Source organism: Bacillus sp. DHT2, assembly GCF_026241455.1.
Taxonomy (GTDB): domain Bacteria; phylum Bacillota; class Bacilli; order Bacillales; family Bacillaceae_G; genus Bacillus_A; species Bacillus_A pseudomycoides.
Map to the genome: position 1 here is coordinate 273,234 of NZ_JAPHWH010000005.1, position 21,587 is coordinate 294,820.

A 21,587-nucleotide genomic window follows, 5' to 3' on the forward strand; every position below is an offset into this window, starting at 1 on the left:
TCATAGAAAAGGGGACGTGTATTACGCCCCTTTTGATTTCATCTTTATTTTCAGCTTACCGCCAAGCTTACGCTGAATCTTTTCTAAAGCTTCTCCGCCAAATACTCTTACAAGTACACCTGTGCGAATCGCTAACAATCCGTAAGTAAGGCCACCAATACCTGCACAAACCGCAACAGTAATCAGTGCACCAAATCGGCCCTCGGGCGAAATCACAAAGGATAAAATTCCTTGTGATAGTTTTACGACAATGACCATCACAATTGTTAATATTGCAATTTGGAATGTTCGTTTATATACAACACCGAATGAATAGTGTGCATGTTTTCGAATTTGTTTATTCGTATACCAAATGGAAGCTAGGAATCCAATACCTGTTGCTAAAACAGCTCCAACTGTACCGAAGTAACGAATTAAAATCACATTACATAAAAACTTCAAAATAACGCCCATGCCAAGCGCAATAATCGCATGCTTCTGCTGATTAATCCCTTGTAATATCGCTGCAGTCACTGTAAATAACGCGAATAATAACGCAACTGGCGCATACCACATCAATACTTGTCCACCTAATGGATCCTTTTCATAAAACGCTGTATAAATCGGATACGCAAGTGTCGAAATACCAACTACCGCTGGTAATGTCAAGAACATATTTGCCTGGAATGTTTGTGTAATTTGTAGTTTTAAATAGCGAAATTGTTTTTCTGTAAATGATTTTGTAATTGCTGGAACAAGAGTTAAACTAAACGCCGTCGCAAGTGACACAGGAATCATAATTAATTTATGCGTCCACATCGTAAAAATGCCGAGTGCTCGCTCTGCGATATCGCCTTGTCCAATCGCTTGCATAATAGAGTTGAATGTTAATGTATCAATTTGTTGATATAAAGGAATTGTTAATCCAATAACAACATAAGGAATTGCATATGCAAATAATTCTTTAAATAATTGAGCTGTACTTACTGTTGATTCTGGTACAGTTTGTTCAATTAAATATTGATCGAGATGCTTTTTGCGTTTTAACCAGTACCATATTAACACACCAAGCGCTCCCACAGCTGAAACAAACGCTGCGAAAGTTGCCACTCCAACTGCTGCTGCTACTGATCCACCTATTACTTTAATGACAATAAAACTACCCGCTAATAAAAAGACAATGCGAATAATTTGTTCAATAATTTGCGATACCGTAGTCGGTCCCATCGATTGATGACCTTGGAAATAACCACGAATTAAACTTGCTGCTGGTACAACAATAAGCGCAAAACTTACGAGGCGAATAATCATCGTAACATCTTCTATACTATTGCGTACACTTTGTTTACCAAGCATTGCCTCAGCAAATAATGGCGCAGACATGTAAAGAACTAAGAAGGAAAGGATTCCTGTTGCAATCATCATAACCATTCCCGAGCGGAACATTCTCCGGCTCGTCTTATAATCTCCAAGCGCATTATATTTAGAAACAAACTTTGAAACAGCAAGCGGCACTCCCGCCGTTGCAATACTTAAAAAGATCGTATATGGAATATATCCATACGTATAGAGCGTTCCGCCTTCTGTGCCAACTAAGGCATGAAATGGAAAGACATAAATCATGCCTAGAAACTTAACTAAAAAAGTTCCTAACGTCACAATAAGCGTTCCGCGCAGAAATTTTGAATCGGACATAGATGATCCTCCTACATATATAACGCTGAACTCTAACCTTTGTATTGTACCACAATTCTTCAGCGAAACAGTATATCACTGAATTTTTCTTTTCTATGAAAACATGCTATTCTTTTAGGCAGGAAATGTAGAAAATGAGGTCGATATACTATGCATTATGATGTGATTGTCATCGGAGGAGGCCCTTCAGGATTAATGGCCGCAATCGGTGCTGCTGAAGAAGGCGCACGCGTCTTGCTTCTTGATAAAGGAAATAAACTAGGACGTAAGCTTGCGATTTCTGGCGGTGGGCGTTGCAACGTAACAAACCGCTTACCGCTTGATGAAATTGTGAAACATATACCAGGAAACGGTCGCTTTTTATACAGTGCTTTTTCCATCTTTAATAATGAAGATATTATTACATTCTTCGAAAAGCTTGGTGTAAAGCTAAAAGAAGAGGATCATGGGCGCATGTTCCCTGTATCAAATAAAGCGCAATCTGTTGTCGATGCTTTATTAACACGATTAAAAGAACTAGGCGTTAAAATGCGTACGAACACACCAGTTGAAACGGTAGAATATGAAAACGGACAAACAAAAGCCGTTATTCTCAAAACAGGTGAAGTTTTGGAAACAAATCATGTTGTAATTGCTGTTGGCGGAAAATCTGTCCCTCACACTGGTTCAACTGGGGATGGCTACGCTTGGGCTGAAAAAGCGGGACATACAATTACAGAACTTTTCCCAACAGAAGTCCCAATTACTTCAAACGAACCATTTATTCGTGACCGTACATTGCAAGGCCTTGCTTTACGCGATGTAAACTTAAGCGTATTAAATCCAAAAGGAAAAGCTGTCATTTCTCATAAAATGGACATGCTCTTTACCCACTTTGGTATTTCTGGCCCAGCCGCTCTTCGCTGTAGCCAATTCGTTGTAAAAACGATGAAAAAATTTAAAATGCGCACAGTAGAAATGAGCATCGATGCACTGCCAGAAGAAAATAGCGAACAGCTCTTCCAACGCATGATGAAACAAATGAAAGAAGAACCCAAAAAAGGAATCAAAAATGTGTTAAAAGGATATGTTCCTGAACGTTATTTCCTATTCTTATTAGAAAGAAATGGAATTGACGGTAGCGAACAAGCTGGGCAAGTTTCACACGAAAAAATCCGTGCACTTGTGAAAGACTTCAAAGAGTTTAAAGTAACAGTAAACGGCACACAGCCACTTGAAAAAGCATTCGTTACAGGCGGCGGCGTTTCTGTTAAAGAAATTCATCCGAAAGAAATGGCTTCTAAATTAATGAATGGTCTATACTTCTGCGGAGAAGTTCTTGATATTCATGGCTATACAGGCGGCTACAATATCACCTCCGCTCTTGTCACAGGGCGAATCGCCGGAACAACTGCAGGACAAAACGCAAAAGTGCAGTACTAAAAAAGAAACACGGGTGGATTCTTTCCCCTCCTGTTTCTTTTTTGTTGCCTTATATAGCTTAGTAGCTTTATATTTTATATTGTTGAATATTATAAAGGGGAAAACATATGAGAAAAAAAGTCATGATATCTTTAATGTTAATGACGTTTCTTTCCGCTGTGGAAGGAACGATTGTTAGTACGGCAATCCCTCGTATAACGAGTGATTTATCTGGCGTTGAACTTGTTAGTTGGGTGTATGCAATTTATATGCTCGCAACTGCTGTCTCGACTCCAATTTACGGAAAACTAGCAGATTTATTCGGACGTAAAAAAGTACTGCTCATCGGCGCAGCCATCTTTTTAATCGGTTCTGCATTATGCGGAGTCGTGACATCGATGGAACAATTAATCGTCTTTCGCGCTCTTCAAGGTATAGGTGCCGGCGCTGTTATGCCAATTACAATGACGATTATCGGAGACTTATATAGTGAAGCGAAAGATCGCGCAAAAGCACAAGGCTGGATGAGTGCTGTTTGGGGCGTTTCTGGTGTTGTTGGGCCGCTAGTAGGTGGATTTTTAGTCGATTCTCTTTCTTGGCGCTACATCTTCTTCTTAAATGTTCCATTTGGAATTCTTGCTTGTGCGATGATTGCAATTTCTTATAAGGAGTCAATCAAACCAGCAAAACACCATATCGATTATCCTGGTGCAATTATCTTCTCATTAAGTACAATTGCGTTACTATATGCACTCTTAACAGGAAGCAGCAAGCAAAACTGGGGCGACATTACAATTATCGGCCTCTTAATCTTTGCAGCTGTTTCATTCATTATTTTCTTATTCTTTGAGAAAAAATCTCCGGAGCCATTAATTCCGTTAGCACTTTTCTCTAACCGTACATTATCAACTGTAAACGTCCTAACACTTATTGCTGGCGCCATGATTATTAGTATTACAATGTACCTTCCAATTTGGAGCCAAGGGGTATTAGGCAAAAATGCTACAGAAGCTGGACTTATTCTGATGCCAATTCCTGTTATGTGGACATTTGGTGCGATTCTTTCTGGGAATTTAGTTGGTAAGTTACAAACGAAACAAATCATTTTACTTGGAGCTAGCATTTTATCAGTCGCTACCTTCTTATTATTCATATTATCAACTCATTCACCAGCATTTCTAATTTATGTTGCAGTCGGACTATTCGGCTTAGGAATGGGACTTATTACACCAATTTATATGGTAACCATCCAAGCAGCTGTCCCTGCACATACACGCGGAACAGCAATTGGTTTAAACACATTTGTTAATACATTTAGCCAAACATTAGGTGCCGCTATCTTCGGAACAATCTTTAATACGATGATTCATGCACAAGGCATGCAAAATGTTGATCTTGTCTCAGGTGGACATGGCGGTACAACAAATGTAGTAACAAAATCACAAGAAGTATTAGCTTCGAGCGTACACATCATTTATATGAGTACATTTGCACTCGCACTACTTACACTATTTATCGGGTGGCTTCTATTAAAGCCAGCTACGCAAACAACTGAACAGTAAAAAAGAGGATGATCGTTCATAGCGATCATCCTCTTTCTATATATCGGCGCTTCGACAATACGTGACAACACTTACTCTTCATGTTCCACCACATATTTGAGCATAGACAATTTATTATTCCAAAACTGTTCATAATAGGAAAGCCACTGCTGTAATTCGGCCAACGGCTCAGGCTGCAACCGATATATCTTTTCTCTCCCAACTTTTCTTCCGCTTACTAATTTCGCTTCTGAAAGAATGTGAAGATGTTTCGCTACAGCTGTACGACTCATTGGAAAATGATCTGTTATTTTAGAAATCGGCAATTCTTTTTCAGTTAATAACCGGAGTACTTCGCGGCGTGTTGGATCAGCAATTGCTTGAAAGACATCGTATTTCGCTGCTGATGAGGACACTTATCCCTCAACAACCTTTTTCAGTTTTTCATTTACAATTGCTACCCAGCCACCTGCCATTCTATCGCGAATAACAGAACTTTTCTCGTTTGCTTTCGGAAGAATTGTATCAGCCTGCTTCCATCCACCATGAATAAGAGTAAACTCCGTTTTATCTCCTAAATCTTTCAAAATAAATGAAACGACCCAACCATCTGTATCCCATGAAAAAGATAAACGATGAGGCTCATCAATTTCTAACACTTTACACGGAGATGGTCCAAAAGGTGATTGCACATGAAACTCATGCCCTACCTTAGGTTCAAAGTCATTTGGCATAAACCAAGATGCAATCCCTTCTGAAGTCGATACTGCATTCCATACTTTTTGAATAGGCGCTTCAAAAATAACTGTTTGTTTAATATCTTGTAATGTATTTTGCTGATCCATACTATTTCTCCTTTATATAGGCCGTTACAATGTAACACCTTTTGGTTTTATTTTATAATATAACACCTTTTGGTTTCACGTCAATAAATCTCCATTTGCCCGTTGAGAAATTCTCAACATTTTTTCAACAAGACAAACACCAGTGCAACATTTCGTCATAATATACTCACAAAAGCAAACACATCTCAATCCTTAGCCTCCCTCCTTCCCTTGGGATTTATTTAGAAAACACATTGATATAAACGAGATATGTATACGCAATGTAATTTGAGCAGGTGGCGATTTTCAAAAACAATAAACTGACTACCTACTCACTCTTTTTCTTTAAAAATTTTTAACAATAAAAGGAGATGAAAGATATGTATTACTGCATTCATTGCTCTGAAATTCATCATGAAAGAGGTTTGACTGATCGAGTCTTCAAAAATGGTTTTTATATTGATCCATTCCTAGGTGAACGCTACCATCTCGGTATGTGTAAAGATGCTACCACTGGTGAAAAAGTTCTATCTACAAAAGAAAACCTGGCACCACAATCCATTATGAATGCTTTACCAACCCATATAATTTCTACTATAAAACATAAAAAAGAGCTGGTTCCCCAGCTCTTTTTTATGTTTTATAGATAACCATCGCCGAAAAACAATAAATTTGATTTTCATCGTCATTAATGGATACACCAACTTGATATTTAATATCTACAAGCTGTTCGTCATTCAGCTTCTTTAGAAACACATTTACGGAGTCTTCCAAGTCCTTTTCATGACTTTCATCAAACACCTTAACACGAATCATGTTAACACCATCCTAGATCACAGCTCTCCGCCGCTCGATTATTGCCACGGTGCGTATCTATGATGCGATAAAACTTACCATCTTCATATACATATCCGTCTTCTAACACATATTGCTTATCTTCAGTATAGACATAAAACTTACCTATCATAAATTTACTTGTATATAATTCTAAATAATTCGATTTAAATCTTGCTACTACCTTATTCGTAATATCAATTTTAATTGTGCGTCCCACCATCTCTCCCTCCTTTAAAAAGAACGGATTTAGGTATATTGTATTAACGATTTTGTATTTTATGATTAAAAAAGAGTGGATATGCCTTGTATTTTTCTGTGAGAGTTCCTCAGAATATCATCCCTTTTCACTTGCAGTTCTTTCAAAAAAATGTTGTGATTTTTCAACTAAAAACAAGATTTAAAAAACGAACTAAAATCATTGACACAGGTAGATAACATATGGTAATATAATAAATTTGATATTTTTATCCATATGTGTTATCATTACATATAGTTACCACATATGGAGGTGGATGATTTGTTTCAAATTGGTGATAAAATTGTTTACCCTATGCACGGAGCAGGAATAATCGAAGCGATTGAGGATAAAGAAGTGTTAGGAAAAATACGTCAGTATTGTGTAATACACATGGTTATTAGCGATATGCAAGTGATGATTCCTATGGATAAAGTAGAAAATTCAGGCATACGTTATGTTGTTGACAAAAATACATTAAACGATGTATTAGTTGACATTCATAATGGTGAAGCTGACCACTCACTCTCATGGAAACAAAGATATACCATGAACATGGAGAAAATGAAAAACGGGAATCTTCTAGACGGCGCTGAAGTTGTTCGCGATTTAATTCGCCGCAATAAAGAAAGAGCATTAAATGCGAGTGAAAAACAGATGCTAGACAACGCGCGCAGAATTTTAATTAGTGAAGTTGCACTTGTGCAAAATGTTTCAGAAAATCAAGCAACTTATATCCTACAAGATACCATCAATCATTAATCTAAAAATATATATTCAAATTGAAAATAGCTGACCGCTATTTTTTTTTGCATAAATACAAATTGAAAAACTGACATACAACCTTTCTTTTTTGATGAGAGAATGCATCCGGAGCCATGCATAGAAGCGGTCAGACCCTCTTCCTGCCCCATGCCAAGTAAAAACAAAGGAGAAAACAAGTAACGGTCACCTTGTACTCTTCCCTTCAAACCAATACAAATAGCAACATGACTCCAGTACAAGAACTAGAATCATGCTGCTTTATTTTTCGATTGTTTTAAGAAACAGTGTAATTGTTCCCTCTATTTGTTATTTAACATCACTAACAACTTTTCTTGACTATACATCCACACTGTAATAATTAAACAAGCAATCGCTACTTCTGAAAGTGCCATAAATCCAATTGCATAATGACCAGTTAGTTGGAATAGTAACGTTAAAATTAACGGTGGGAAAAAGCCCCCTAAGCCGCCTAAAGCTGCAACAAGTCCGTTTACAACCCCTGCTTGCTCAGAAAAGTACATCGGTACAAGTTTGAAGATTGTTCCATTTCCAATTCCAGCGCAAAATGCGACTAGTAAGCAACCAAATGTATACACGTTCATACTTGGCATAAACGATAAAATAATACCAGATAGTGTTAAACCGATGAATACAAAGATTAAAATTTTAAATGGATTAAATTTATCACCAAGCCACCCACCAATTGGGCGCATAACTGTTGCTAAGACGATAAATCCAGCTGTTCGCATACCTGCATCTACTTTTTCTAATCCAAAGTGAGATACTAAGAAGTTTGGTAAGTATACTGTAAATGCAACAAACGATCCAAAAGTTAAGAAATAGAAAATACATAAGAACCAAAGTTTTTCATTTTTGTATACACCTTTTAACTGTTCCATTAATGGTGTATTCACTTTTCGCTCATTACGATCACCTAGTAAAAAGTTTAGAAGTGCGAAAATAGCAAGTAAGATTAAAAAGGATTGCACAGTTGCTCTCCAGCCAAATGAAGTCGCGATCACAGGTGCTAAGAAAGATGTAACTGCTGTTCCTGCATTACCTACACCGTAAATACCATTTACAAAACCGTGACGCTCTTTCGGATAATATTTCGGCAGAGACGTTACACCTACAGAGAATACAGCTCCGCCAATCCCTGCAAATAAACCGCCGATAATTAAATCCATCATAGAATTCGCAATACTAATATAAAAGACAGGGAATAATAACATAATAAAGCTTATAAAGAATAATTTTCTCGCTCCGTAACGATTAGTCCAATAACCAATTGGTATTCGAAGCACCGACCCTAAAATAACAGGTACTGCTGTGACAAGGGAAATTTGTCCTGCTGTTAACGCAATGTCTACTTTAATAAATGGCATTAGTGAAGATAAAATCACCCACACCATAAAACCAATAATAAGATTAGAAGTTTGTAAACCTAACTGAAAATTCGGACTTTTCATCCTTTTCGCCTCCTATTTTGTTCATTTTTTCACAATGTATATTAATTCCCTCCAGTCTAATCACGTACTTCCGTGATTAGACTGGAAAAAATCAACCACCGCTCACCGGGGGAATCAATGCCACAATATCACCAGATTTTATTTTGTCATCTTCATTTGCATATTCTTCATTGATAGCGACCATAATCTGCTCTGAAACTGCGATATGATGTTCTTTCGTAATAATATTTTTTAATTCTGCAACAGTAATATTTTCACAATCTACTTTTAACTCATTTGTCCCCGCATCTTCTTGTAAATGCGCAAATAATAACACCCGAATCATTTTTTCATCTCCTTTCCAGGCTCCCCGTCTGGATACGGTATTTTTTCTAATTGATCACCAATCCATGAGTCACCATCTTCCCAAAACTCTTTTTTCCAAATCGGAACAATTTGTTTGATGCGCTCCATAATATATTCATTTGCTTCATATGCCGCTTTTCGGTGTGGTGTTGATACAGCAACAACAACGGCAATATCAGAAATTTGAAGTGTACCGATGCGATGTGTAATCGCAACGTGTGTCCCATGCCACTTCTCTTTCACTTCATCTCCAATTTTCGCAAGCATTTTTTCAGCCATTGTCTTATAGGCTGCGTACTCTAAATATAACGTGCGACGCCCTTTCGTAAATTCTCTTACAGTACCAGTGAAAGTTGTCACAGCACCACATTCACGGCGAATCACTTTATTTGTAACCTCTTCAATCGAAATTGGTGTATCTACTACTTCATAATGTGAAATTGTCATCGTGCACCTCTCATCGTTTGTGTAAACCAATCCATGTATGCGTCTTCCTCTGTTATATGAAATGTTTTATACGCTTTTGGTAAACTTTGTGTAACCTCTTTCCATATAATGACCGCTATTACATTCTCCATTTTATCTAGTAAAGCAATATCTTCATTTCTCCGAAGCAAAACCACTTTTGGATAGTTTTCTTTTTTATATCCTTCAATCAAAATGAGATCTACTTCAAAAAATTCATATAGTCGAATGATTTCCTGTAAAGACCATTCATCCCGAAGAGAAGAAAGTGATAATAATCCTGCTCCTTCTACAGCACTTACGACAGCGCCTGCTCGCCTATGACGTTCACTATCCTTTTGAGGTACTTCCGGGTAGCCGCCATGTCCGTGATGCTTAATTGTAGCAACTTTCATACCTTCATCCGAAAAAGCTTGAATCATCTTCTCCGTGAGCGTCGTTTTTCCGCTATTTTGATAGCCAACTATTTGTAAGATTGGAGCGGTTCTGCCCACGGCCACTCACTTCCTTGGCTTGATTCTAGTAATAACACCGAAACTGTCATTCCTGCTTCAAATCCTCTTGTTCCTCCTGGCAATACAATCAAAGCATTGCTATCTGCAAGAGAAGAAATCGCACTTGATTTATCGAGCCCTACTGGTATAACTTGCAGCTGACCATTGATAAACGTTGCTTTCCCCCTTACAAATCGTGTAAATGGGTTTGCCTTTGGAAAATCTTTCTGCAATATAGCATCTGTACGATATGCATGTGGTTCTTTCGCATGAAGGAATGCTTGAATAACTGGATAAACGAGTAATTCAAATCCAACATAACAAGCAGACGGGTTACCAGATAACCCAAACAACAGCTTCCCGTTTACTTCAGCTACAGTTGTGACACTACCTGGTCGCATCGCTATTTTATTAAAAAGAACATTGGCATTTAATTTTTTATAAATAGCAGGCAAATAATCGTAATCACCTACCGAAACACCACCAGTTGTGATTAAAATGTCTACTTCATCCACCGCGGCTTTCACTGCTTCATAGCAAGCTTCTAAATCGTCAGCAAGTTGTCCATAATATCGTACTTTCCCGCCAGCTCTAACAATTTGAGCTGCGATCATATAGGAATTACTATTTCTAATTTTTCCTGGTTCAAGTGGTTCATGTACTTCTAACAACTCACTTCCCGTCGTTACAATCCCGACAATAGGCTGTTTCATAACGTTTACTGAACTGTAGCCAAATGTCGCCAGAAGTGCTGCTACACCTGGATTAATCTTCGTACCTTTTTTCACAAGTATTTGATTTTGTTTTACATCTTCACCTTTGAATGAAACATTATCACCTACTTGAAAAGAGCGCTTTAGCTTCATATACGTTCTTCCGTTTCTTTCAAATCCTTCCGTAAGCTCTAACATAACTACCGCATCACAATCTTTTGGAATCGCTGCTCCTGTCATAATTCGAACCGCTTCGAAGGCCTTTACCTCGTCTGTAAAAACAGAACCAGCTCCTATTTCTCCTATCACTTCAAACTCAATTGAATGCTCGTTCCCCGCCTCTTTCGTATCCTCTGCCCGAATCGCAAATCCGTCATATGGAGAGCGGTCAAAATGCGGAACATCGTGATCTGCCACAACATCTTCTCCAAGAATTCTTCCGTAGCTTTCGGTAATAGAAACTTTTTCCATTCCACCTTGGTGTGCATATGTCATAACTCGCGCCACTGCTTCAGCAACTGGAATTGGTACTCGTTTTTCTAACATTGTTTTCACCCCATATTTGCAAAATATCACATCTTGATTACACTTTATATTGTACAATGCTAATTATAATAGCAATTACTTCAAGGAGGAATTCCATGTCTTCATTCACTCACTTTAACGACCAAGGCCGTGCCAAAATGGTCGACATTAGCGATAAAAAAGTGACAGTGCGAACAGCAATTGCTTGCTCTAGCATCCTTGTTACGAAAGAAATTTATGATAAAATCTCTCATAATGAAATTGGGAAAGGCGATGTATTAGCCGTCGCACAAATCGCCGGTATTATGGCTGCTAAACGCACTTCTGATATTATTCCGATGTGCCACCCTTTACTTCTAAAAGGAGTAGATGTTTCATTCGATTGGGAAACGGCGAAAGGGCAATACCGTTTACGAATTGAAGTAAAAGTAAAAACAGAAGGTAGCACTGGCGTTGAAATGGAAGCCTTAACAGCAGCTTCTGCGACCGCTCTTACCGTGTATGATATGTGTAAAGCTGTTGACAAAGGTATGATTATCGGCGAAACATATTTACTTGAAAAAACAGGCGGAAAAAGTGGAGATTATATTAGAAATTCACAATCCTAATTTAGTCCCCTGAACCTAAAGGACAACCTTTAGGTTCAGCCTATATATCTTGCATATAATCGCTTCGCCACTTTCATATCATTTGTCCCATGAATAAATGCCCTGCCATCTGTAAATAACACGAAACGATATTCATCAACACGAAACGATAGTAAATATGGTGTCGTTTGCACATCCACACTTTTTTGTAAGCGCTTTTTAATTTCTTCTAAATTAAGAAGTTGCGGCGCCCCTGGACGGATTTGAACTGTATTTCGCCCACATAGAACCTCTGTTTTCGTCTGTGATTCAAACGTTAAACTTGGGTACGTGCGCAGTTTTCCGCAAGATGGACATTTGTCTTTTTTCTGCCTATTCACTTTAAACGCCATGTGCTGATTGTTCCAAAGATCAAATGACAGCATCGTTTCACGAAGCGCTCCAAAATCTTCTACCAATATTTTAAGTGCTTCTGTCACTTGATGCGCAACGACCAATTGTACAGCTGGTTGTATAATTCCTGCCGTATCACACGTTGCACCACTAGATGGATGCTCCATCAAACAGCGAAAACATGGTGTTTTTCCCGGAAGAATTGTATATGTGACGCCATAGCTTCCAACGCATCCTCCATATATCCAAGGAATATTGTATTTTTGCGAAATGTCATTAATAAGAAGACGCGCTTCAAAATTGTCAGTCGCATCTAATATTAAATCCACATTCTTAATTAACTCTTCCATTTCTTGCACCGCTACATCTGTTACAACTGGTACAATTTCTACTTCAGAATTAATCTGCCTTAAACGCTCGAATGCTGCGACTGCTTTCGGCTTATACTGCTTTGCATCTTCTTCTGTATATAACTGCTGCCGCTGTAAGTTACTCCACTCGACATAATCACGGTCAGCAATCGTCAGTTTTCCAATTCCCGCCCTGACAATCGCCTCTGCACTTGCTGCTCCTAGTGCACCGGCACCTATAATGAGTACATGCTTTTCTCTTATTTTCCTTTGGCCTGCTTCGCTAATCCCGGAAAATAACATTTGTCTTGAATAACGCTCCTGCACGCGACATCCCCCCTTCTTACCCTCCGATATAAGACATTTCAATTTTCGGACGGTTATTTGCACTTTCTTCAGTCCGCTCATCAGAATACCGGTCTTCTCGATATTCCCATACATCTTGCACTACCTTTAATAAATCGGGATCAGAAATACCTTCTCGAAGGAGCTTCCGTAAATCCGTTCCTTTCGTCGCAAACAAACACGTATAAAATTTACCATCTGCCGAAATCCGTGCTCTTGTACAAGAAGAACAGAAAGATTCAGAAACTGAAGTGATAAATCCAACTTCCGCATCACTGCCCACGTAACGATAACGCTTAGCAACCTCTCCAAAATAATGAGGATCTACAGGCTCAATCGAATATACCCCGCTAATCTTCTCAATCAATTCTTGTTTCGTAATTACTTGTTCAAAATTCCATCCGTTCGTACTGCCGACGTCCATAAACTCGATAAAACGAAGCGGAATTTCCTGTTCTTTGAAATAAGCAGCCATCGGAAGAATTTGACTATCATTCATCCCTTTTTTCACAACCATATTCACTTTCACATCAAGTCCAGCTTCTTTTGCTGCCGTAATCCCTTTTAGCACAGGTTTTGTACTAATATTCCGGCCATTAATTTTGCGAAACACATCGTCCTCTATCGCATCTAAACTAACATTCACTCGGTGTAACCCTGCTTCTTTTAACGCCTTTGCTTGCTTCGTTAAGTGAATGCCATTTGTCGTTAGTCCAATATCTGTTAAGCCATCCAGCTTTGCAAGCCGTTCAATAAGCTTTGGCAACTCTTTACGTAGTAATGGTTCACCGCCTGTAAGCCTAATTTTTTTTACACCCATACCTACAAACAATTTTGCTAATCTTTCAATTTCATCAAATGTAAGCAAAAATTCTTCTTGTAAAAATGCATAATCAGGCCCGAATACTTCTGCCGGCATACAATATGTGCACCGAAAGTTACAACGATCAATGACAGAGATGCGTAAATCTTGAAGCGGACGCCCTAAAGAATCTCTAATCTTCTCGCGCATCGTCACCCCTCCTTTTCTGCTAAATTCTATCTGTCTTCATTCTATTATAATATATTTTTAAACTGCGATGTTTTTGCTCGAGCTCTTTATTGATTTTCCATGCTTTTTATTTGCCTCCATCATAAAAAAGAAGCAGGATATACGTTGTGATATTTCTCACATCGTACCTGCCATTCAAAAATTCTTCACAAATCCGTTCGAATTTTGTTCACATTTCAGTTAAAATTACTTTATTTGTGTCCGATATTCCTCTCCCCACTCACGCATAAGTGTAATAATTGGTGTAAGAGATTTTCCGAATTTCGTTAAAGAATACTCCACTTTTGGCGGAACTTCTTTATATACTTCCCGGTGGATTACTCCAGCGGCCTCAAGTTCTCTTAACTGCCTTGTTAACATACGCTGCGTAATGCCAGGCATCAATCGCAAAAATTGATTAAAGCGAATCTCTTTGGTATTCATTAAATGAAATAAGATAACTCCTTTCCATTTTCCACCGATTACATCTAACGTTACTTCCACTGAACAACGATTTATATCTTTCTGTTCCATTTTATCACTCTCCATTAGTATACAAATTGATACTATATGCTAAAAATGTGCGTACTTATATCATTCATTGTACTATTGTAGAATCAATTTTGTAATCAACTTACTATAAAAAAGTAAATAATTAAAAGGTGGTTATTTAAATGGAACATACAAAAGAAGAAATTTTAAAAGCTTATCAATTTAGACATGCATGTAAAGAATTTGATGTAAATAAAAAAGTCTCTGATGAAGATTTTCATTTTATTTTAGAAACTGGTCGACTTTCTCCAAGTTCATTTGGTTTTGAACCTTGGAAATTTGTTGTGATTCAAAATCAAGATATTCGCAACAAACTTCTCCCTGTGGCTTGGGGAGCTCAAAAACAATTATCAACAGCGAGCCATTTTGTCGTTATATTAGCTCGTAAAAAAGAAGATATGATTTATGACTCTTCCTATATTTCTAACTTCATGAAAAATATTCAGCAGCTTCCCGAGGAAGTCGTAACGATGAAGCTTGGTTTTTATAAGGCGTTTCAAGAAACTGATTTTCAATTATTTGAAAGCGACCGTGCCATGTTTGATTGGGCTTCTAAACAAACATACATCGCTCTTGGTAATATGATGACTGCAGCTGCCCAAATCGGCATTGATTCTTGCCCAATTGAAGGGTTCCATCAAGAAAAAGTAGAAGCGATTTTAAAAGAAGAGGGAATTGTTTCAGGTGATACATTTGGTGTGTCTGTTTTAGTTGCTTTTGGTTATCGAGCGGAAGAACCAAAACGTGATAAAACTCGTCAAACAATGGATATGGTTGTTGAATGGATTAAGTAATGTAAAAGAAAAGAGTGTCTACAAAGGACACTCTTTTTTTCGTTGTGAAAAGTGCGCTTGTTCACTGCTAAAAATAAACTTATTACCTATAATAAAAAGATATTTCTTGCATTTTCACCATATTTACATCCAAAATAAGAAATAGACTGCTTTAAAAAGAAAGGTGATTGCTGTGACAAACCGTACGGCATTATCGGAAGACTTAAAGGAATTACTTGCATCTGTTGAATATAAAATGCAGATTAATAAAGGAAGTTATATTTTCCAAGAAGGTGTGGAGGCAAAAGAACTCTATATCGTCCGCTCTGGAAAAGTACAGATTAGTAAAATTAGTGCTGACGGACAAGAGTTAACACTTCGCATTTGTTCAAAACACGATATTATCGGGGAGTTAACATTATTTACGGACAATGCAAAATATTTATTAAATTCGAAATGCCTGGAAGATGTTGAAGTTGGAGTCATTAAACGAGATGCTTTAGAAAAGGCATTGCTTGAAAAACCTGCTCTTGCATTTGAATTTATGAAATGGATTAGTGAACATTTACGAAGAATGCAAACAAAATTCCGTGATTTAGTGTTACATGGAAAAAAAGGAGCTCTTTATTCCACGCTCATTCGCATGACAAACAGTTATGGCATATTAAAAGAGAATGGTATTCTTATCGATCTACCTTTAACAAATCAAGAGCTTGCGAATTTCTGTGCAACCTCACGTGAAAGTGTAAACCGTATGTTAAACGATTTAAAAAAACAAGGAATTATTTCTATCCATAAAGGAAAGATTACCATTCATAATTTACAATTTTTAAAATGTGAAATTGCTTGTGAAGATTGCCCTACCTCTATTTGTAGCATTGAGTAGCCTCTCTATTTGAGATGCTACTCTTTTTTCTTTCTCCTTTACTCTACATAAAAAACTCTCTCTGTACTGTGCAGAATGTCACAACCTTTCGGAATTTTTTTTAATATCAATCTGATTTTTGACAATCTGTTGAACTGTGATAGATATCACATCTCTATTTTGTATGCTCTCTTATAGTGAAAATAAGCAAGAGAGACGCAATAAAGGAGTGAACAGTATGAAAAAGAAACCTTCAGCATTAATGAAACGTTTAAAATATTTTTCTCCGATAGATCGCTATAACGACAATCATACACAAGAAACATATGAAGACCGTGAATGGGAAAACGTGTATAGAAAACGATGGCAACACGATAAAGTAATCCGTTCTACACACGGTGTTAACTGCACTGGTTCTTGCAGCTGGAATATTTATGTGAAAGATGGAATTGTAACTTGGGAAGGTCAAGAACTGAACTATCCTTCTACCGGCCCTGATATGCCAGATTTTGAACCGCGTGGATGTCCGCGTGGGGCAAGTTTTTCTTGGTACATTTATAGTCCACTTCGCGTGAAATATCCATATGTACGTGGTGTCCTTTGGAATATGTGGCAAGAGGAACTTCAAAATCACAAATCACCGCTAGACGCTTGGAAAAGCATTGTGGAAAACCCTGAAAAAGCACGTACTTATAAAGAGGCGCGTGGTAAAGGCGGCTTCATTCGTGCTAGTTGGGATGAAGTATTACAACTAGTCGCTGCTTCCTTACTATACACAGTGATCAAATATGGTCCAGACCGAAATGTTGGTTTCTCACCAATTCCAGCTATGTCGATGTTAAGTCACGCTGCTGGTAGCCGCTTTATGCAGCTCATGGGTGGACCTATGCTCAGCTTCTACGATTGGTACGCTGACTTACCACCAGCTTCTCCGCAAATTTGGGGTGATCAAACAGATGTACCTGAAAGTAGTGATTGGTACAACTCTGGTTACATTATGACATGGGGTTCAAACGTACCAATGACAAGAACACCAGATGCCCATTTCTTAGCGGAGGTCCGTTATAAAGGAACGAAAGTCGTTTCCGTAAGTCCTGACTTTGCTGAATCCACAAAATTTGCTGATGATTGGATTAGCGTAAAACAAGGTACAGACGGTGCGCTTGCGATGGCAATGGGACACGTCATCTTACAAGAGTTTTACGTAGACAACCAAGTGGAATACTTCACAAATTATGCAAAACAATATACTGATTTTCCGTTCTTTGTCACATTAAAACAACAAGGAGACCAATTTGTTGCAGATCGTTTCTTAAACGCGAATGATATTGGTCGTGAAACAAAGCTTGGCGAATGGAAACCTGTTCTTTGGAACGAAAACACCAATAATTTTGCAACGCCTCATGGCACAATGGGGTCACGCTGGGATAACGAAAAGAAATGGAACTTACGTTTAGAAGACGAGCAAACAGGCGAAAAAATTGATCCACGCCTTTCTTTACTTGGCATGGAAGATGCAGTTGAAACTGTACAAATTCCATACTTCTCCGATGACGGAAACAAAATATTAGAGCGAACAATTCCAGTGAAAAAAATTGCAACAGAAAAAGGCGACATTTTCGTTACAACTGTGTACGACTTAACGTTAGCAAACTACGGTGTCAACCGCGGACTTGGCGGGCAAGAACCGAAAGACTTCAATGATGATGTTCCATTTACACCAGCATGGCAAGAAAAAGTGACCGGAGTAAAACGAGAACTGATTATTCAAATCGCTCGTGAGTTTGCTCAAAATGCTGTTGATACAAATGGACGCTCGATGATTATTGTCGGCGCTGGTATTAACCATTGGTTTAACTCTGATACGATTTATCGCGCGGTTCTAAATCTTGTTCTTCTCGTTGGTGCACAAGGTGTAAACGGTGGCGGTTGGGCGCATTATGTTGGGCAAGAAAAATTACGTCCGGCAGAAGGCTGGCAAACAATTGCAATGGCAAAAGACTGGCAAGGTCCGCCGAAATTACAAAACGGTACATCCTTCTTCTATTTTGTAACAGATCAGTGGCGCTATGAAGATACACCAGTTGGCCATTTAGCATCGCCAGTTGTCGGCAACTCACGCTATCAACATCACGGTGATTACAATGTGTTAGCTGCTCGTCTTGGTTGGTTACCTTCTTATCCAACATTCGAGAAGAATGGAATTGAACTATATAAAGAAGCTGTCGCTAGTGGCGCAACAACGGGGGAAGAAATCGGAAAATATGTTGCGCAAAAGCTAAAAGAAAAAGAACTTAAATTTGCAATTGAAGACCCAGATAACAAAAATAACTTCCCGCGCAATTTATTCGTATGGCGCGCAAACTTAATCTCAAGTTCTGGTAAAGGGCACGAGTATTTCTTAAAACATTTATTAGGTACAACAAACGGATTAATGAATGACGATAGCGATTCATTACGACCAGAAGAAATAAAGTGGCATGAAGAAGCACCTGAAGGAAAGCTTGATCTACTGATTAACTTAGATTTCCGTATGGCTGGAACAGCACTTTATTCTGATATCGTCCTTCCTGCCTCAACTTGGTATGAAAAACACGATTTAAGTAGTACAGATATGCATCCGTTCGTACATCCATTTAATCCGGCAATCGGTTCACCGTGGGAAGCACGCTCTGACTGGGATATTTTCTGTTCCCTTTCTAAAGCAGTCTCTGATTTAGCAACAGAACTTGATCTTGATCCGATGAAAGAAGTTGTAGCAACACCACTTCTTCATGATACACCGCAAGAATTGGCACAGCCGCTTGGCAAGATTAAAGATTGGAGCAAAGGTGAGTGTGAACCAATACCAGGAAAGACAATGCCGCAAATTCATGTTGTAGAACGAGATTATAAAACAATTTATGACAAGATGACAGCGCTTGGACCAAACACTGGGAAGCAGCCAATTGGTACGAAAGGGATTTCTTGGTCTGCAGAAAAAGAATATGAACAATTAAAGAGTCGATTAGGCGTTATTCGCACTGACTCTATCGCCAAAGGATGCCCTGATATAACAGAAGCAATCAATGCTGCTGAAGCGGTGTTAACCCTTTCTTCTACAACGAACGGTCATATGGCTGTAAAAGCATGGGAAGCTCTTGAAAAACAAACAGATTTACATCTGCGCGATTTAGCAGAAGAACGCGAAGAAGAATGCTTTACATTCGAACAGATTACTGCGCAGCCAAAAACGGTGATTACTTCCCCTGCCTTTACTGGTTCTGAAAAAGGGGGACGCCGTTACTCACCATTTACAACAAATGTTGAGCGCCTTATCCCTTGGAGAACGATAACTGGACGACAATCGTTCTACTTAGATCACGATATGATGAAGGAATTCGGTGAAACAATGGCAACATTCAAGCCAATCTTGCAACATAAACCGTTCCGTAAATCACGCCCTGAGGTAGAAGGAAAAGAAATTACACTAAACTATTTAACACCGCATAATAAGTGGTCGATTCATAGTATGTACTTCGATTCCTTACCGATGTTAACGCTGTTCCGTGGTGGTCCAACTGTTTGGATGAACAAAGATGACGCCGCCGAAGCTGGTGTTAGTGATAATGACTGGATCGAATGCTTTAACCGTAACGGCGTTGTCGTAGCACGTGCCGTTGTAACGCACCGCATACCAAGAGGAATGGCCTTTATGCACCACGCACAAGACCGTCATATTAATGTGCCTGGTACAAAATTAACGAGCAACCGCGGAGGAACGCATAATAGCCCAACCCGCATTCATGTAAAACCAACACATATGATTGGTGGATACGGTCAATTAAGCTATGGATTTAACTACTACGGTCCAACTGGTAACCAGCGTGACTTAAACGTCGTGATCCGCAAACTGAAGGAGGTAGATTGGCTTGAAGATTAAAGCGCAAGTCGGAATGGTAATGAACCTAGATAAATGCATCGGCTGCCATACTTGTAGCGTAACGTGCAAAAACACCTGGACGAATCGTCCAGGTGCTGAATATATGTATTTCAACAACGTGGAAACAAAACCTGGGATTGGTTATCCAAAACAGTGGGAAGATCAAGAAAAATATAAAGGCGGCTGGGAATTAAAAAACGGTGAAATCCAGCTAAAATCCGGTTCAAAAATGAAACGTCTCATGAACATTTTTCATAACCCAGATCAACCTACAATCGATGATTACTTTGAACCTTGGAACTATGATTATGAAACATTAACAAATAGTCCGCAGCGAAAACATCAACCGGTAGCTCGCCCAAAATCAGCAATTACTGGAGAGTTTATCGACAAAATTGAATGGGGCCCAAACTGGGAAGACGATTTAGCAGGCGGACATATAACAGGCTTGCAAGATCCGAACGTCAAGAAAATGGAAGAAGATATTAAAACAGATTTCGAGAATGTCTTTATGATGTATCTGCCTCGCATTTGCGAACATTGTATGAATCCATCTTGCGTTTCTTCTTGCCCATCTGGAGCGATGTATAAACGTGAAGAAGACGGGATTGTCCTTGTTGATCAAAATGCATGCCGCGCTTGGCGATTCTGCGTTTCTTCTTGTCCATATAAAAAAGTATATTTTAACTGGCAAACAAATAAAGCAGAAAAATGTACAATGTGCTTCCCGCGTATCGAAGCTGGTATGCCAACGATTTGCTCGGAAACATGCGTAGGACGTATTCGTTATATTGGGGTAATGTTATATGACGCTGACAAAGTAAAGGAAGCCGCTTCTGTCGAAGACGAAAAAGATTTATATGAATCTCAGCTTACTGTCTTCTTAGATCCAAATGATCCAGAAGTAGCTGCGGAAGCAAAAAAACAAGGTATTCCTGAAGAATGGATTAAAGCGGCTCAAGAATCACCAATTTATAAAATGATTATTGATTGGAAAATCGCCCTTCCTCTTCACCCAGAGTACCGGACAATGCCGATGGTTTGGTATATTCCACCGCTGAGCCCGATTATGAATATGGTGGAAGGGAAAGGAAGCAACTGGCAAGCAGAAGAAATTTTCCCTGCTATTGATAATATGCGTATTCCAATTCAATATTTAGCTAACTTACTTACTGCAGGAGATGAATCACATATTCGTCTTACATTGAAAAAAATGGCTGTTATGCGAACTCATATGAGAGCACTGCAAATTAATAAAGAACCAGATGAAGCTGTATTAAAAGAACTCGGTTTAACAAAAGAAGATGTAGAAGATATGTATCGCCTTCTTGCGATTGCAAAATATAAAGACCGTTTCGTTATCCCTACATCTCACCGTGAACAAGTTGCAGATTTATATAGTGAACAAGGAAGCTGCGGCCTTTCCTTCGCAGGCGGCCCAGGTTCTTGTATGACACTCTCTTAAACTAAGGAGGTAATAGC

The 21,587-nt window shown here is 38.7% G+C and carries 23 protein-coding genes; 9 read left to right on the plus strand and 14 right to left on the minus strand.

Annotated elements, in window-relative coordinates:
- Nucleotides 1–21: 21 nt before the first annotated feature.
- A complete protein-coding gene (locus ORL93_RS14865) occupies nt 22–1,674 on the minus strand; it encodes a putative polysaccharide biosynthesis protein (RefSeq protein WP_003201221.1) in 1,653 nt (550 codons plus the stop codon).
- 150 nt (nt 1,675–1,824) lie between these two features.
- On the opposite strand from ORL93_RS14865, the gene ORL93_RS14870 reads away from it, so the two are divergent.
- Nucleotides 1,825–3,096: a BaiN/RdsA family NAD(P)/FAD-dependent oxidoreductase gene (locus ORL93_RS14870; RefSeq protein ID WP_006096244.1), complete on the plus strand. Its 1,272-nt coding sequence runs from the start codon at nt 1,825–1,827 to the stop codon at nt 3,094–3,096.
- Nucleotides 3,097–3,203: 107 nt separating this feature from the next.
- The gene (locus ORL93_RS14875) at nt 3,204–4,637 is read left to right on the plus strand and encodes an MDR family MFS transporter (RefSeq protein ID WP_018782815.1); all 1,434 of its coding nucleotides are present in this window, start codon (nt 3,204–3,206) and stop codon (nt 4,635–4,637) included.
- 71 nt (nt 4,638–4,708) lie between these two features.
- Here ORL93_RS14875 and ORL93_RS14880 read toward each other — a convergent pair whose 3' ends face one another.
- Entirely contained in the window at nt 4,709–5,032 is a 324-nt protein-coding gene (locus tag ORL93_RS14880) for an ArsR/SmtB family transcription factor (RefSeq protein WP_003208744.1), read from the minus strand.
- Nucleotides 5,033–5,461, minus strand: a complete 429-nt coding sequence (locus tag ORL93_RS14885) for an SRPBCC family protein (protein WP_006096246.1) — start codon at nt 5,459–5,461, stop codon at nt 5,033–5,035.
- 359 nt (nt 5,462–5,820) lie between these two features.
- Here ORL93_RS14885 and ORL93_RS14890 point away from each other — a divergent pair, with 359 nt between their 5' ends.
- Complete coding sequence (locus ORL93_RS14890) at nt 5,821–6,090, plus strand: DUF3973 domain-containing protein (RefSeq protein ID WP_265959165.1); 270 nt, start codon at nt 5,821–5,823, stop codon at nt 6,088–6,090.
- Here ORL93_RS14890 and ORL93_RS14895 read toward each other — a convergent pair.
- Both ORL93_RS14895 and ORL93_RS14900 read right to left on the minus strand, forming a co-directional pair.
- Complete coding sequence (locus tag ORL93_RS14895; RefSeq protein WP_003201211.1) at nt 6,074–6,256, minus strand: sporulation protein Cse60; 183 nt, start codon at nt 6,254–6,256, stop codon at nt 6,074–6,076. The two genes, ORL93_RS14890 and ORL93_RS14895, sit on opposite strands and share 17 nt — an antisense overlap.
- 1 nt (nt 6,257) lies before the next feature.
- Complete coding sequence (locus ORL93_RS14900) at nt 6,258–6,494, minus strand: DUF2553 family protein (RefSeq protein WP_029427646.1); 237 nt, start codon at nt 6,492–6,494, stop codon at nt 6,258–6,260.
- 285 nt (nt 6,495–6,779) lie between these two features.
- Here ORL93_RS14900 and ORL93_RS14905 point away from each other — a divergent pair, with 285 nt between their 5' ends.
- A complete protein-coding gene (locus ORL93_RS14905; RefSeq protein WP_003201207.1) occupies nt 6,780–7,274 on the plus strand; it encodes a CarD family transcriptional regulator in 495 nt (164 codons plus the stop codon).
- Here ORL93_RS14905 and ORL93_RS14910 read toward each other — a convergent pair.
- The 6 genes from ORL93_RS14910 to ORL93_RS14935 all read right to left on the minus strand — a co-directional run bounded on the left by ORL93_RS14910 (nt 7,271) and on the right by ORL93_RS14935 (nt 11,309).
- Nucleotides 7,271–7,483, minus strand: a complete 213-nt coding sequence (locus ORL93_RS14910) for a hypothetical protein (protein ID WP_142308414.1) — start codon at nt 7,481–7,483, stop codon at nt 7,271–7,273. The two genes, ORL93_RS14905 and ORL93_RS14910, sit on opposite strands and share 4 nt — an antisense overlap.
- A 93-nt stretch (nt 7,484–7,576) precedes the next feature.
- Nucleotides 7,577–8,746 carry a nitrate/nitrite transporter gene (locus ORL93_RS14915; RefSeq protein ID WP_006096249.1) on the minus strand — a complete coding sequence of 390 codons (1,170 nt, stop codon included), beginning with the start codon at nt 8,744–8,746 and terminating at the stop codon, nt 7,577–7,579.
- Between the two features lie 91 nt (nt 8,747–8,837).
- Nucleotides 8,838–9,071 carry a molybdopterin converting factor subunit 1 gene (gene moaD / locus ORL93_RS14920; protein WP_018782818.1) on the minus strand — a complete coding sequence of 78 codons (234 nt, stop codon included), beginning with the start codon at nt 9,069–9,071 and terminating at the stop codon, nt 8,838–8,840.
- On the minus strand, nt 9,068–9,538 hold the full coding sequence (locus ORL93_RS14925) for a molybdenum cofactor biosynthesis protein MoaE (protein WP_018782819.1): 471 nt from the start codon (nt 9,536–9,538) through the stop codon (nt 9,068–9,070). Before ORL93_RS14925 ends, moaD begins: the two co-directional genes overlap by 4 nt.
- A complete protein-coding gene (mobB, locus tag ORL93_RS14930) occupies nt 9,535–10,056 on the minus strand; it encodes a molybdopterin-guanine dinucleotide biosynthesis protein B (RefSeq protein ID WP_026008463.1) in 522 nt (173 codons plus the stop codon). Before mobB ends, ORL93_RS14925 begins: the two co-directional genes overlap by 4 nt.
- The gene (locus ORL93_RS14935) at nt 10,020–11,309 is read right to left on the minus strand and encodes a molybdopterin molybdotransferase MoeA (RefSeq protein ID WP_033799161.1); all 1,290 of its coding nucleotides are present in this window, start codon (nt 11,307–11,309) and stop codon (nt 10,020–10,022) included. Before ORL93_RS14935 ends, mobB begins: the two co-directional genes overlap by 37 nt.
- Nucleotides 11,310–11,404: 95 nt before the next feature.
- Between ORL93_RS14935 and moaC the strand changes: the two genes are divergently transcribed.
- Nucleotides 11,405–11,896, plus strand: coding sequence for a cyclic pyranopterin monophosphate synthase MoaC (gene moaC, locus ORL93_RS14940; RefSeq protein ID WP_018764551.1), 492 nt, complete (start codon nt 11,405–11,407; stop codon nt 11,894–11,896).
- Between the two features lie 35 nt (nt 11,897–11,931).
- Here the strand turns inward: moaC and ORL93_RS14945 are convergent, their stop codons facing one another.
- From ORL93_RS14945 to ORL93_RS14955, 3 genes are all read right to left on the minus strand, one after another.
- On the minus strand, nt 11,932–12,945 hold the full coding sequence (locus ORL93_RS14945) for a molybdopterin-synthase adenylyltransferase MoeB (RefSeq protein ID WP_018782821.1): 1,014 nt from the start codon (nt 12,943–12,945) through the stop codon (nt 11,932–11,934).
- Between the two features lie 16 nt (nt 12,946–12,961).
- A complete protein-coding gene (moaA, locus tag ORL93_RS14950; RefSeq protein ID WP_018782822.1) occupies nt 12,962–13,975 on the minus strand; it encodes a GTP 3',8-cyclase MoaA in 1,014 nt (337 codons plus the stop codon).
- A 225-nt stretch (nt 13,976–14,200) separates the two neighbouring features.
- The gene (locus ORL93_RS14955) at nt 14,201–14,527 is read right to left on the minus strand and encodes a winged helix-turn-helix transcriptional regulator (RefSeq protein ID WP_018764554.1); all 327 of its coding nucleotides are present in this window, start codon (nt 14,525–14,527) and stop codon (nt 14,201–14,203) included.
- A 140-nt stretch (nt 14,528–14,667) separates the two neighbouring features.
- Between ORL93_RS14955 and ORL93_RS14960 the strand changes: the two genes are divergently transcribed.
- From ORL93_RS14960 to narH, 4 genes are all read left to right on the plus strand, one after another.
- Nucleotides 14,668–15,339, plus strand: coding sequence for an NAD(P)H-dependent oxidoreductase (locus tag ORL93_RS14960; protein WP_018782823.1), 672 nt, complete (start codon nt 14,668–14,670; stop codon nt 15,337–15,339).
- A 172-nt stretch (nt 15,340–15,511) separates the two neighbouring features.
- Nucleotides 15,512–16,204 (plus strand): Crp/Fnr family transcriptional regulator, encoded by a 693-nt coding sequence (locus tag ORL93_RS14965; protein WP_016116713.1) that lies wholly within the window; start codon nt 15,512–15,514, stop codon nt 16,202–16,204.
- A gap of 217 nt (nt 16,205–16,421) precedes the next feature.
- Nucleotides 16,422–20,105: a nitrate reductase subunit alpha gene (locus ORL93_RS14970; protein ID WP_097795424.1), complete on the plus strand. Its 3,684-nt coding sequence runs from the start codon at nt 16,422–16,424 to the stop codon at nt 20,103–20,105.
- The gene (gene narH / locus ORL93_RS14975) at nt 20,095–21,570 is read left to right on the plus strand and encodes a nitrate reductase subunit beta (RefSeq protein WP_018782825.1); all 1,476 of its coding nucleotides are present in this window, start codon (nt 20,095–20,097) and stop codon (nt 21,568–21,570) included. The genes ORL93_RS14970 and narH overlap by 11 nt, the downstream gene beginning before the upstream one ends.
- Nucleotides 21,571–21,587 lie beyond the last annotated feature (17 nt).

Excerpts from the sequence above, each read along its gene's own strand:
- ORL93_RS14960 (WP_018782823.1), top strand. The coding sequence starts at position 14,668 with ATGGAACATACAAAAGAAGAAATTTTAAAAGCTTATCAATTTAGACAT.
- ORL93_RS14905 (WP_003201207.1), top strand. The coding sequence starts at position 6,780 with ATGGAGGTGGATGATTTGTTTCAAATTGGTGATAAAATTGTTTACCCT.
- ORL93_RS14875 (WP_018782815.1), top strand. The coding sequence starts at position 3,204 with ATGAGAAAAAAAGTCATGATATCTTTAATGTTAATGACGTTTCTTTCC.
- moaC (WP_018764551.1), top strand. The coding sequence starts at position 11,405 with ATGTCTTCATTCACTCACTTTAACGACCAAGGCCGTGCCAAAATGGTC.
- moaA (WP_018782822.1), bottom strand. The coding sequence starts at position 13,975 with ATGCGCGAGAAGATTAGAGATTCTTTAGGGCGTCCGCTTCAAGATTTA.
- ORL93_RS14895 (WP_003201211.1), bottom strand. The coding sequence starts at position 6,256 with ATGATTCGTGTTAAGGTGTTTGATGAAAGTCATGAAAAGGACTTGGAA.
- ORL93_RS14885 (WP_006096246.1), bottom strand. The coding sequence starts at position 5,461 with ATGGATCAGCAAAATACATTACAAGATATTAAACAAACAGTTATTTTT.
- ORL93_RS14865 (WP_003201221.1), bottom strand. The coding sequence starts at position 1,674 with ATGTCCGATTCAAAATTTCTGCGCGGAACGCTTATTGTGACGTTAGGA.
- ORL93_RS14970 (WP_097795424.1), top strand. The coding sequence starts at position 16,422 with ATGAAAAAGAAACCTTCAGCATTAATGAAACGTTTAAAATATTTTTCT.
- ORL93_RS14925 (WP_018782819.1), bottom strand. The coding sequence starts at position 9,538 with ATGACAATTTCACATTATGAAGTAGTAGATACACCAATTTCGATTGAA.
- ORL93_RS14915 (WP_006096249.1), bottom strand. The coding sequence starts at position 8,746 with ATGAAAAGTCCGAATTTTCAGTTAGGTTTACAAACTTCTAATCTTATT.
- ORL93_RS14955 (WP_018764554.1), bottom strand. The coding sequence starts at position 14,527 with ATGGAACAGAAAGATATAAATCGTTGTTCAGTGGAAGTAACGTTAGAT.
- ORL93_RS14870 (WP_006096244.1), top strand. The coding sequence starts at position 1,825 with ATGCATTATGATGTGATTGTCATCGGAGGAGGCCCTTCAGGATTAATG.
- moaD (WP_018782818.1), bottom strand. The coding sequence starts at position 9,071 with ATGATTCGGGTGTTATTATTTGCGCATTTACAAGAAGATGCGGGGACA.
- ORL93_RS14890 (WP_265959165.1), top strand. The coding sequence starts at position 5,821 with ATGTATTACTGCATTCATTGCTCTGAAATTCATCATGAAAGAGGTTTG.
- ORL93_RS14935 (WP_033799161.1), bottom strand. The coding sequence starts at position 11,309 with ATGTTAGAAAAACGAGTACCAATTCCAGTTGCTGAAGCAGTGGCGCGA.